12 protein-coding genes are annotated in these 11,724 nt (G+C 58.1%); 3 read left to right on the forward strand and 9 right to left on the reverse strand.

Features of this window, described 5'->3' with window-relative positions:
• Window positions 1–58: 58 nt before the first annotated feature.
• Together ACA065_RS08070 and ACA065_RS08075 are read right to left on the reverse strand one after the other, a co-directional pair.
• Complete coding sequence (locus ACA065_RS08070; protein ID WP_497694053.1) at window positions 59–1,264, reverse strand: EAL domain-containing response regulator; 1,206 nt, start codon at window positions 1,262–1,264, stop codon at window positions 59–61.
• Between the two features lie 108 nt (window positions 1,265–1,372).
• Window positions 1,373–4,984 carry a transporter substrate-binding domain-containing protein gene (locus tag ACA065_RS08075; RefSeq protein ID WP_497694054.1) on the reverse strand — a complete coding sequence of 1,204 codons (3,612 nt, stop codon included), beginning with the start codon at window positions 4,982–4,984 and terminating at the stop codon, window positions 1,373–1,375.
• A 176-nt stretch (window positions 4,985–5,160) separates the two neighbouring features.
• Here ACA065_RS08075 and ACA065_RS08080 point away from each other — a divergent pair, with 176 nt between their 5' ends.
• Complete coding sequence (locus ACA065_RS08080) at window positions 5,161–5,787, forward strand: response regulator (RefSeq protein ID WP_497694055.1); 627 nt, start codon at window positions 5,161–5,163, stop codon at window positions 5,785–5,787.
• A 20-nt stretch (window positions 5,788–5,807) separates the two neighbouring features.
• Here the strand turns inward: ACA065_RS08080 and ACA065_RS08085 are convergent, their stop codons facing one another.
• From ACA065_RS08085 to ACA065_RS08095, 3 genes are read right to left on the reverse strand one after another with little or no spacing between them, the layout of a single operon-like run.
• A complete protein-coding gene (locus ACA065_RS08085; protein WP_497695315.1) occupies window positions 5,808–6,641 on the reverse strand; it encodes an SMP-30/gluconolactonase/LRE family protein in 834 nt (277 codons plus the stop codon).
• Between the two features lie 55 nt (window positions 6,642–6,696).
• Window positions 6,697–7,032 carry a type II toxin-antitoxin system RelE/ParE family toxin gene (locus ACA065_RS08090; protein ID WP_497694056.1) on the reverse strand — a complete coding sequence of 112 codons (336 nt, stop codon included), beginning with the start codon at window positions 7,030–7,032 and terminating at the stop codon, window positions 6,697–6,699.
• On the reverse strand, window positions 7,029–7,445 hold the full coding sequence (locus ACA065_RS08095) for a ribbon-helix-helix domain-containing protein (RefSeq protein ID WP_497694057.1): 417 nt from the start codon (window positions 7,443–7,445) through the stop codon (window positions 7,029–7,031). Before ACA065_RS08095 ends, ACA065_RS08090 begins: the two co-directional genes overlap by 4 nt.
• 208 nt (window positions 7,446–7,653) lie before the next feature.
• Here ACA065_RS08095 and ACA065_RS08100 point away from each other — a divergent pair, with 208 nt between their 5' ends.
• Complete coding sequence (locus ACA065_RS08100) at window positions 7,654–8,556, forward strand: LysR family transcriptional regulator (RefSeq protein WP_497694058.1); 903 nt, start codon at window positions 7,654–7,656, stop codon at window positions 8,554–8,556.
• Here ACA065_RS08100 and ACA065_RS08105 read toward each other — a convergent pair.
• Together ACA065_RS08105 and ACA065_RS08110 are read right to left on the reverse strand one after the other, a co-directional pair.
• Window positions 8,548–9,306: a substrate-binding domain-containing protein gene (locus tag ACA065_RS08105; protein ID WP_497694059.1), complete on the reverse strand. Its 759-nt coding sequence runs from the start codon at window positions 9,304–9,306 to the stop codon at window positions 8,548–8,550. The two genes, ACA065_RS08100 and ACA065_RS08105, sit on opposite strands and share 9 nt — an antisense overlap.
• The gene (locus ACA065_RS08110; RefSeq protein WP_497694060.1) at window positions 9,306–10,610 is read right to left on the reverse strand and encodes an MFS transporter; all 1,305 of its coding nucleotides are present in this window, start codon (window positions 10,608–10,610) and stop codon (window positions 9,306–9,308) included. The genes ACA065_RS08105 and ACA065_RS08110 overlap by 1 nt, the downstream gene beginning before the upstream one ends.
• A gap of 197 nt (window positions 10,611–10,807) precedes the next feature.
• On the opposite strand from ACA065_RS08110, the gene ACA065_RS08115 reads away from it, so the two are divergent.
• Window positions 10,808–10,951 carry a hypothetical protein gene (locus tag ACA065_RS08115; protein WP_497694061.1) on the forward strand — a complete coding sequence of 48 codons (144 nt, stop codon included), beginning with the start codon at window positions 10,808–10,810 and terminating at the stop codon, window positions 10,949–10,951.
• A 140-nt stretch (window positions 10,952–11,091) separates the two neighbouring features.
• On the opposite strand, the gene ACA065_RS08120 is transcribed toward ACA065_RS08115, so the two are convergent.
• Both ACA065_RS08120 and ACA065_RS08125 read right to left on the reverse strand, forming a co-directional pair.
• A complete protein-coding gene (locus tag ACA065_RS08120) occupies window positions 11,092–11,484 on the reverse strand; it encodes a VOC family protein (protein WP_497694062.1) in 393 nt (130 codons plus the stop codon).
• 43 nt (window positions 11,485–11,527) lie between these two features.
• Window positions 11,528–11,707, reverse strand: coding sequence for a hypothetical protein (locus ACA065_RS08125; protein ID WP_497694063.1), 180 nt, complete (start codon window positions 11,705–11,707; stop codon window positions 11,528–11,530).
• Window positions 11,708–11,724: the final 17 nt, after the last annotated feature.

Below are 11,724 nucleotides of genomic sequence, written 5' to 3' on the forward strand. Positions count from 1 at the left end.
GTTGGTTTGAATGTTTTCTAAGGCGCCAGTAAGCGGTGCTGGCCAGTGTCGAGCTTCTTCACGAGCACTGCGCGATGGCGTTTCTGCCGATTAACCATGGCAATAGGTTGTGTGCTGGCATGGGGCGAGCAAGCAGGTAGCCCTGGCCTGTTTCGCAACCCAGGCTTATCAAGATGTCGCGTTGTTCAACGGTTTCAATGCCTTCGATCACCACACCAATGTTCAACTCCCGAGCCATTGACAGGACGCTCGAAATCGCCGCGCGGCTGCGCGGTTCCGACGACAGGTCGCGGATAAATTCGGCATCTATTTTTATTTCGTTGAACGGCAGGCTGCACAGGCGCTGCAATGACGAGTAGCCGCCACCGAAATCATCGATGGATAACCCGCAGCCCATCATGCGTAGACGCACCATGTTTTCCAGGCTGATGGAGCCCGGATCGAGCGTGCCGGTTTCGGTCATTTCAAATGACAGGCTGGAACCGGGCGCGTCGAAGCGCTTGAGTAACAGCGCCACGTGCGCACTCATCTGCGGGTTGGCAAATTGGCTCGCGTTGACATTCACTGCGAACGTGAGTGACACCTCAGCGGCCATGGCTTCCTTGCGCAGCGTCAGGCATTGGTCGATCTGACGATACAGCAAGCTGTCCATCAGGCCATACCGTTCAAGTACCGGAATAAATGACGCGGGCGTCAAGATGCCATGCTCAGGATGGTTCCAGCGTGCAAGGGCCTCAACAGAGGTGACTTGCAGTGTCCTGATATCGAATTTCGGCTGGTAAAAGACCTCCAGCTCGTTGTTCTCCAAGGCTCTGAACACCTGGTGCTCGTTGGTCTGACCGGGGGCATGCAGCGGGCAGCCGTCGTGCGGGTCATCGTCGAGGTACTTGCTTGCCAGTCTTTTCATGTCTTGTTCTTGCAACGGTTTGCACACCTGGCCGAGTACACGCAGACCGAGCAATGTCGCCATGTGGCTGATTGCTTGGCGTAAGTCCAGGGCAATACTGCTGGTGATAACCACTGACTTCAGTGCGTGACGTTGGCTTGCACGCCGTAGGAAGGTGATGCCGTCCATGCCTTCCATGCAGATATCGCAAAAGGCGATGTCTACCGGGCCGTTGCGCTCCAGCAACTGCAGCGCCTCCCAGCCCTCTGAGGCCTCAAGAATGCGCGTACAGCCGAGATGGGCGAGGAGTATTGCGATATAACGGCGCTGTACTGGCTGATCCTCCAGCACCAGGACGCGAAGGGTGGACATTGGCATCTGAACGGCTCATCTAAATTCTCAGATGCTAGCTTGCCAAAGAGTGGTGGCCATTTAATGGCGAAATCCCTTACGTCTTTGCAAGAAATTTCTTAAGCTGACGGGCACTCACTCCTGGATTGGATGCTCTTGCAGCAGATCCAAAAGCTGCCGCATACAATTTGTCACCGCCGCGGTCGAGGCGCTCAGTTCACCTCGCTCAGCCCCATTCGCGCATTTGGCCTCAAGGTTTTCGCAGGTGAGGGTCAACTGCTCGTAGCGGATAAGTCTCGCCCCACCTTTCACCCGATGGGCCAAGTGGGCCAAATTTTGGCGGTCGTCGCGCGCCAGCAGTTCGTTGAACTGGCGCAGGTCGGCGCGGGTGCTCGCTAGCAATTCTTCACGCAGCGTTTGCAGCGCCGATAACTTGCCCAGGATTAACGTTTTCAAATGGTCGTCGAGTGACTCGGTGGTAAGCGCCGTACTCGTCTCGTTGTCGAAGTATTCCGTTTGCAACTGCTGCAGCCGTGCACTCAGTTGCTCCAGGCTGATGGGTTTGAACAGGCAGTCGTCCATGCCGGCCTCCAGGCAGCGTTGTTTTTCTCCGGCCACCGCATTGGCAGTGAAGCCCAGCAGTAAGCAACTGGGCTCACCTCGCGACTGCTCCGTCTGGCGAATTGCCTGGGCCAATTGGTAGCCGGTCATGCCTGGCATGTCGCAGTCTGTTACCACCACATCGAAAGGTTGCTCGTTCCACAAGCTCAAGGCTTGGGCACCGTCACTGGCTTGCTGAACGTCGTGGCCCAGGTAGGAAAGTTGTTGTGACAGCACCAGGCGATTGGCGGCGTAGTCATCCACGATTAACACGCTTAACGGTAGGCCAGGCGTTATTTCCAGCGGTGTGTGTGCCTGCGGGGACGGTGTGTCTGTGGCGTGCAGAACGAGTCTCACGGTGGCCTGGGTACCTTTGGCTGGGGTACTGGTCAACTCCAGGCTGCCGCCCATCATTTCAATCAGCGAGCGGCTGATGACCAAGCCCAGGCCTGAGCCTTGTTGCTGATTGCCGGCCTGGCTGAATGGAGAAAACAGCTGCTGCTGGTCGGCTTCGCAGATGCCCACGCCGGTGTCTATGATGCTCACCGATAACTGCATAGGTTGGGTGGCGTCAGCAGATTGCGCGTGTGCGGTGATGCGCACCTCACCTGCTGCGGTGAACTTGATCGCATTGCTCAGCAGGTTGGCGATAATTTGCTTGAAACGCATGGCATCAATCAGCACGTTACGGTCGAGTGCCGGATCAATCTTCAACTTCAATGCAATGGCCTTCTCGCGTGCCAGGCCATCGAACACCCGCGTCACCGAGTTCAATAGCTGGTGCGGATTTGCGCGCTCAAGCGTCAGGCTCTGGCGGCCGGACTCGATGCGGGCAATGTCGAGTACGTCACCAATCAGCGCCAGTAACTCCTTGGCGGCGACCGAAGCAACATCGATGGCGGCGCGGTCGAAAATGCCTTGGTCAGATTTGCGCGCGGCCATTTCCAGCATGCCGAGTACCGCATTCATCGGGGTGCGAATCTCGTGGCTCATGGTTGCCAGAAACGTGGTTTTGGCCCGGTTGGCGTTATCGGCTTCTTGCTTTGCCGCGTGCAGTTGTTCTATCAGACGCTGGCGGTCACTGATGTCTACCCAGCCACCGATCAGGCCCTCGACACTGCCTTCGCTGCCGCGAAAAGGCAGGATCCAGTGATAGATGGTCAGTACTTCGCCGCTGGGCAAGACGATCAGGCGATCGCGAAGCAGGGGTTCGCCGGCGGCCATGACAGCGAGATAGTCGTGGTGATATTCCTTTGCTTGCTCCTCGTTGGAGAGCAGGCTTTGCATCACCGTGGTGCCGAGCAACTGTCGCTCGTCCTCGACCCCGAAGACCTGCCGATAAGCCTTATTGCACACAAGCAATCGGCCCTGACGATCCCGCACGTAAGTAGGATGGGGCATGCCGTTGATCAGCACATGATCGAATTCAAGCCTGGCACTCAGGGCCCGCTCGGCGAGTTTGCGCCGCAGTACTTGGCGGCGCAGCAACACAATCCATAGACACGCACTCAGCAGCAGCACGCCTGCCAGCGCAAAGCCCTGCAGGATCGCTGTTCTGTGCTTGCCCCAATAGCTGTTGTCGAGCACTACCGGGCTACGCCAGCGATTGGTCAGTTCGTCCATTTCCTCAGGCGAGATGCTGAGCAGCGACTTGTTGAGGATCGAGAGCAATACAGGCGAGGTATGGTCAACCGCAAATGCCAGCTGCGCAGCACGGGCGCCGACTGTTGCGCTGATCTTCAATTGGTCTGGGTAGTTTCGGGCAATCAGATAACGTGCGCTGACCAGCGTGCTGATACAGGCATCCACGCTGCCTTTGGCGAGCAACGAAAAAGCATCGGAGAGGCTCTGCGCCTCGACGATCCGCACCTGCGGAAACTGGCGTTCAATCATCTCCCGGCTAGCATTGCCCCGGATGATCGCCAGGCGTTTACCCGCCAAGTCTTGCAGGTTGTTCGAGCTGTCGGGGTGGTTGCGCGTGACCAGCACAAACGGTGTAGACAGGTACGGTCGGCTGAAACTGACGCGCCGTTCCCGGTCAATACTCGGGGTCAATGCCGCCAGCAAATCTGCCTCGCCCTGGTTGACACTGGTGATCATCGCATCCACCGAGCCACCTTTTTGCGGATCGAATTTCAAACCCGTCCGCAGGCTGATTTTAGCCATGACGTCGGCACTCAGGCCCCTGAAACGTTCGTGCTCATCAAAAAAGGTAAATGGCAGAAAGTCTTCATTCACGATCACTTTCAGTCGCGGATGTTGCGCCAACCAGCGTTGCTCATCGACGCTGAACTGGACCTGATGGGTGCCGGAAATACTCACACCACCGGCGTTCCAGCGGCGCGCGATGGCCATCTGTTCACTGGCGGGGATTGCTTGCAAAGCCGCATTGACGACGTGCAAGAGCTCGGCATTCTGGCGAGTTGCGGCGAACGAGAAGTTATTGACTTCCATGCGCGAGAAATCCACCAGCTGCACATTGTTCAGGTAGCTCTTGTTGATCAGGTAGCTGGCGCTGATTGAGTCCCCCAGATAGAGGTCGGCCTTGGAAAAGGCCACCGCACCGACCGCGTTAAGGATAGAGGGATACAGTTTGAATGTGGCATCCGGGTAGAACGCTTGCACCGTGTTCAGCGGCAAGTAATGCGCGACCATGGCAACTGTTTTGCCCGCCAGGGTTGGGTCTACGAGGGGCGAATCGTTGGTGCGCGCCACCAGTGTCGGCTGGTCCAAGGTGTAGGGTTCGGAGAGGCGAAGGTCCGGGTCTGCGCGTTCAAAATCATTGGCAGATGCCAGCAGGTCGATCTCACCGCGTTTGAGCGCCTGGATAACCTCGCCTCGATTGGGATAGCGCTGTACCTGGATTGGCACCTCGAGCAGTTGACCGATAAGCGCCAAGTAATCCGCGCTGATGCCCTCGAATTCATTGCTGTGGTTGGTGATGTCAAACGGCGGATAGTCGGGCTCGGACGTGCCGATACGTAGCCGTCTTTTACTGCTCAGCAGCTTCAAATCGGCGGCGTTCAAGTGCAGTTGGCCGTCCTGCAGGCTGGATCTGCCCAACACGGTTAACGTGACTGGCAAATCAGCCGCCCAGGCCATTTGAGCGGTTGCCCATGACAACAGCAAGGCTGCGAGCAGCTTCAAATCAAAGGTCCTTAATGCGTAGGAGAGAGGTCGCAACCCAGTTGCTTTATCAGCATGACGTCAACTCTCGCCAGCGACGTAGCTCGTCCGGAATTGGGTAGTGGCACTAAAGCGCTATGGTACATTGTCGGCGTTATTGCCGACAAAGCACCACTAAATCCCGAGGAAAGCTGCAGATGTATAAAGTCCTGGTGGTCGACGACCACCCCTTTATCAGGACCGCGCTGTGCACGCTTGTGACTGAGGAAGGCTATGAAGTGGTGGGCGAGACCGACAATGGTGTCGACGCCATCAGCCAGGTCCGTCAGTTGGCTCCGGACCTGGTGTTGCTGGACATCACCATGCCGCGCCTGGATGGTATTGCGGTCATCGAGAGAATCCGCGCCCTTGAGTTGAACACGCGGATTATCGTCCTCACGTCCCTATGCTCAGAGCACTACGCCACGCGCTGCATCAGCGCAGGTGCCTCGGGTTTCATCAGTAAGACTGATGAACTGAGTGTGCTGGCCCAGGCCATGAAAACCGTGATGAAGGGCTATATTTATTACCCGGAAACGGTAATGGCGTTTTCAAGAAAACGCGAATTGGCAGTGGATGAGGCGCAGCTGATCGCCTCTCTGTCCAATCGTGAGCTTTCGGTATTCCAGCAGCTTTCCCGAGGCATGAGCAATAAGGATATTGCCCAGAATATTTTGCTCAGCAGTAAGACGGTCAGTTGCTATAAGGCACGTTTGCTGGCGAAGCTCAATGTGAAGTCGGTGGTGGACTTGGCGGATATTGCCAGGCGCAATAATTTGATTTAGAGCGCGATAGGAGGGCTGCGTCAGTGCTTCACGTCGTCGCTGGCAATTGCCAGCGGCTTGCCCACGAGTTCAAGTACGCGGTTACGACCGCCTTCTGCCAGTAAATAAGTACCGTCGCCTGTTCTCACAATCGACTGCGGCGCCTTCAGGAACGACAAGATCGTCTGTTGCTGCCCGTGCTTATCAACCAGCAGCAACCGTGCCCGATGCGTCGAGTCTTCATTGACCCACAAACCGCGCTCATCACACATCAAGAATGTCGGTTTGTTCAAGCCTGTCAGCACCACCGGGTCGCTGCCGTCGCTGGTCAGCTCACGCACCACACCTTTTTTCTTTTCCGTGTAGAGCATTCGCCCATCGGTACACCGCGTGATGGACTCGCCTTCGTGCAGTTGGTCACGCAGTACGGTGAGTGACTGGTCACTCCAGCGATAGCGCAATATCCGCCCGTTGTCCTTACGGTCTTCGATGGCGTAGAGGTCGTCGCCTTCGACCCACAAGCCTTGTACGTTTTCACCACGAAACAGGTCAGTGACCACGCCGTCCTTGAGAAAACTGACGGGGGCGTCGCCGGTTTCCTGGCTGAACACCCAGCCGCCGTGGGTGGCGAACATGCCATCAGGTTTGGACAAGTTGCTTACCACCACGTCGCGTTGCCCATCGGGATGGATACGCACAATGCTGCCTTTGGCATCGTTGAGTTCCTGGCTGATCATCAGCGAGCCGTCCGGCAAAGGCATCAGCGAGGCGGCTTTCGGTACATCGCGGTACGCGGTCTGAACGCTCCAACCGGGGGCCGCACTGACGGGGTAGAAGCTTTGCCAGGCGAAGAAGCCGAGGGTGGCGATGCCCATCAGCCCGACCAGGTATAACCCCAAGCGCAACGCCCGCTGCACAGATCGGGTGTCATTAATTATTGTCTTCTTTGTCATTGATCACTCTGTCGGCCAGTGCCGCGTAGTTTTGCCCGCCGTAAGACACCCCAAGGATCGACACCTTTTCAGTACCGTCATCCACCAGGAATGCAATGGCGGTGGTGTGTCGATAATGAGTGATGCGCAGCGTGGGTAGCAGGTCATCACGACGGTTGCCGCGTAGGGGAAACAAGGAAAGGCTTTCGCAGTCGCTGATTACGTTGTCGATAAAGCACGCCGCTGCACGTGGGCATCCGGCCTCGCTGATGTAGTCTTCAAGTGCGTCCAGTTGCGCCAAGGCTTCGGGCGAGAAAGTGGCCCTGTGACTCACGGTTTCTCAGGGCTTTTTCGTTGACGTTTGGCCGTCATGTGTTCGCGAACCTCGGCGGCAGACAATGCTCGGCCAGGGTCAGCCTGAAGGGCAACTGCCGCTGGAATGACCTCGTCGCGCAGCCAGTCGTCCATTGCACGATCACGCGCCAGGAGGGCTCGCAGGCCGTCGCGGATGACTTCACTTTCACTGGCGTATTCACCGCAAGCGACTTTGGCTTTGACCAACGCGGCCATCTCGATGGGTAAGGTAATGCTCATTTGCTGGGTTGAGCGCATGTCGAAGTCCGCAGGTGTCGGGTAGGATTCAATCCTACTTGACCATTGGCGCGTTGCAAGAAGCAACTGATCAATACCGAGCGCCGGGGACTCGTCATCTGCCCAAAAAGGCTGTGGGTTTTGGCAGGATTCCATGAGTGTGTCTCTCTCCAATTGAGTGGTCAGGCTCGAAGTATTGATGCTTTTTCGAGAGTGCGTGGCTCAAACACGTCAATAAAGCACTGATATGTATGACTTCATATTTGTAGCAGGGTTATTAGCTCACACCGACGCAGGCACGCATGGCGCACCACCACCGCGCATACGATAATGCCCCCCAAATCGACCACACTGGCCCATCTCCGTGATCATCAACTTCGACCTCAACGACCTCCAAGCCTTCCGCGCCGTGGTAGACAAGGGCAGTTTTCGCGGCGCCGCCGAGGCCATTCGTATCTCGCAACCGGCCCTGAGCCGGCGCATCGAAAAGCTCGAGTCTGCCCTGGATGTGAAGCTGTTCGAGCGCACCACGCGGCGGGTCAGCCTGACCATGGTCGGGCGGGCGTTCCTGCCGCAGGTGGAGCGCATGCTCGACGACCTGGATGTCGCCTTGATGGGCATCAGTAATGTCGCGTCCACGCGCATGGGCAACGTCACCATTGCCTGCGTGCCGTCCACCGCTTACTACTTCATGCCCCACGTAATCTCCGAGTTTCACAAGCTGTACCCGAAGATTCGCCTGCGGGTGCTGGACGCCAGCGCCGGCGAGGTGTGCAATGCGGTGGAAAGTGGCGAGGCGGATTTCGGCGTGAGTTTCAGCGGCAGCCTGGCGGATGAGGTGGAGTTCGAACTGCTGTTGCAGGAGCGCTACGTGCTGGCCTGTCGCCGTGACCATCCGTTGGCCGAGCGTGAGAGCGTGACCTGGGCCGAGGCCTATGAACACGACTACATCACCGTGGACAAAACCTCGGGCAACCGCTTCCTGTTGGACCAGGCTTTGCGCGGCGTGCGGGTGAAAAAACCGAGTATCTGCGAGACCCACCACGTGACCACGATGATCGGGCTGGTGGAGGCGGGGTTGGGCGTGGCGATGGTGCCGTCGATTGCGATGCCGGCGGGCGGGCACCCGATTTTGGTGAGTGTGCCGCTGGTAGAACCGCAGGTGATGCGCAATGTGGGCTTGATCAAGCGCCGCGGGCGGACGTTGCCACCGGCGGCGCTGGAGTTGGAGCGGTTGGTGCGGGAGATGCCGTTTCGGTCAGCGTGACACCGAGTCCAAACCGGTGGATTGCACCACCGCTTGCGCCTCTGGCGAAGCCAGGTAGTGCAGCAATGCCTTGGCCTTGGCCGGGTGTTCGGCGTTGACCGGAATGCCCGCCGCAAAACGTGTCACCGATTGCACGTCTTCCGGGATCTTGCCGACGTAAGTCACCCCCGGCACCGGCAACAACTCGGCCACTTGTTGCAAGCCCACCTCGTAATCACCCTTGGCGACTTGTTCGGCCACCGGGACGCGTTCGATCATTGTGCCCTTGGCGGGCATACCGAGCTTCTTGAACAGCTCTTTCTGCACATACACGCCGCTGGCGCTGTCCGAATACGCCACGGTCTTGGCCTGGCTCAGCACCGCCTTCAACTCGGCATCGGTGCCGATCGCCGGTTTGCCTGCGCCTTGCTTAACTACCAGGCCGATGCGCGAATCCGCCAGTTCCACGCGGGATGCCGGGTCGACCTTGCCCTGTTTGATCAAGTCGTCCAGGGCGTAGCCGACCATGATCACCACGTCGGCATGTTCGCCACGGGCCAGGCGGTTGGGAATGGCTTGCGGCGCCTTGCCCATCGACGGGCCGAGAATGGTGTCGAGGGTGTCGCCGCTCTGCTTGGCGTACTGCGGGCCCAAGAGTTTATAGGCAGCGGTGAAGCCACCGGAGGTCATCACCTTGAGTTCTTCGGCCTGGGCCGTCAGCGCCAGGGCGCCGAGGGCCAGGGCCGTCAGGGTTTTGAACAGCGGCTTCATCACACAGCCCCCTGCATCACCTGCCCACGGGTGTTGGCGCGGCGATACAACGCCAGGGTCGAACACAGCGCGCACAGTGCGGCGAACATCATCCAGTAGGCCGGCGAAGCCTTGTCTTCGGTGATGTGAATGAACCACGTGGAGATCGCCGGAGTGAAGCCACCGAAGATCGCCGTCGCCAGGCTATACGCCAGCGAGAAGCCCGCCACGCGCACTTCCACCGGCATGATTTCGGTCAGCGCCGGGATCATCGCACCGTTGTACATGCCGTACAGGAACGAGAACCACAACAGGGTTTCCAGCATATGGCCGAAGCTCGGCGCGTTGACCACGAACGACAGCGCCGGGTAGGCGGTGATCACGGTCAGGGCGGTCATCGCCACCAGCACCGGTTTGCGGCCGAAGCGGTCGCTCAGGGTGCCGCCGATGGGCAGCCAGACAAAGTTCGACACGGCCACCAGCAAGGTCACCAGCAGGGCATCCGAGGTGCTCAGTTGCAGCACGGTTTTACCGAAGGTCGGTGCGTACACAGTGATCAGGTAGAACGCGGTGGTGGTCATGGCCACCATCAACATGCCGCCGATCACCACGGTCCAGTTTTTCACCAGAGTGGCGAGCACTTCACGCATGGTCGGGCGATGCTTGCGGTTGGCGAACTCTTCGGTTTCCTGCAGGTTACGCCGCAGCACGAAGATGAACGGGATGATCACGCAACCGATGGCGAACGGAATGCGCCAGCCCCAATCGGCCACCACGGCCGGTTGCATCCATACGTTCAGGCCGTAACCCAACGCGGCGGCAACCACGATGGAGATCTGTTGGCTGCCCGATTGCCAGCTGGTGTAGAAGCCCTTGCGGCCGGGGGTGGCCATTTCGGAGAGGTAAACCGACACGCCGCCCAGTTCCGCACCGGCCGAGAAGCCTTGCAGTAAACGGCCCAGCAGTACCAGCAAAGGTGCCCACAAACCAATGGTTTGGTAACCCGGCACCAGCACGATCAGCAAGGTGCCGCTGGCCATGATCGACAAGGTCACGATCAACCCTTTACGGCGGCCGACGTCGTCGATGTAGGCACCTAGAATGATCGCGCCCAGCGGCCGCATCAGGAAGCCCGCGCCGAACACTGCGAAGGTCATCATTAATGACGCAAACTCATTAGCGGCGGGGAAGAACGCGGCGGCGATGTAGGTGGCGTAGAAACCGAACAGAAAGAAGTCGAACTGTTCGAGGAAGTTGCCCGAAGTAACGCGAAATACCGCACCAACTTTCGAGCGGGCAGAGTCGGACCGGGAAGGGCTAGTCATGGTTTTGTGTCTCCAGCGTTCTTTTTAAAGTGCTTGTTTCGCTTAAGACCGCGGATAGTGGCTGACACATTTAGAAATGATAAGTGAGTAATTTGGATGTATTGATGTGTTCAGGTTATCAATCGCCCTGTCCGTCAGAAATGCCGAGGCTGTTCTATGCTGAAGGTGTGACCAATTCTTACGGATGGGAGGTGGCAATGGCTAATGAACACAAGCGCCAAGATGATCCGGAGCGCGAGCAACCCCGGCAGCGTGAAGAGGAAAAACCGCAGACCTGGAAGCACCCGGATGACGGCACGGAGCTTTCCGAACGGGATCAGGAGCGTCCGCTCAAACCCTGATAATCAAGTGGTACACGGTCTAAGGTGGGAGCGGGCTTGCTCGCGAAAGCGGTGTGTCAGTAACAGATATTCCGTCTGGTACGCCGCTTTCGCGAGCAAGCCAGCTCCCACACAAGCCCGCTCTCACATTAGTTCTATGTTCAGCCCACGATCGGCGTACACAACTCCACCAACGTGCCATCCGGGCAACGCACATAAGACACCACTTGCCCCCAAGGCTTGGTGCTTGGTGCCGCCAACTCGGTCGCGCCCTGTGCCAGCGCCTTGGCATGGGCGACAAACACATCCTCAGTGACGAATCCTACTTCCATACCCAGCGGCTGCCTGGAGGCATGCGCCTGCACGTGCCCGCCGTCGAAATTCAACTCGCCCAGTTCGTGCGCGGCAAATGAGAGGGTGGTGTCACCGGTTTCCAACTCGCCATAGGTGCCTGATTCATGCAGAAAACGGCGATTGAACCCGAAGGCTTTTTCGAAGAATGCCAGTGAAGCAGCCACGTCCGGCACGTAGATGATGGTGTAGGCGAATTTCATGGTTAAGCGGTCCTTGCTGAAAAAGTCAGTGGCTTAAAACGGGTCATGGAAGCAGTACGGAAATAGGAAAGCCCCTCGCCAGTACCCAATAGGCTAACGCCGCGGCCACGCACAGGCCGATAAACACCCGCGTCAGTGTCCTGACGGTGGGGTTGGCGATGAACTGGACAACCCAGAGACAGAACCCGGCCACGACGATGGCCAAGGCGATAATGACCAGCACGATGGTGTTCCTGTGAC

The organism is Pseudomonas sp. LBUM1640, from assembly GCF_059716225.1.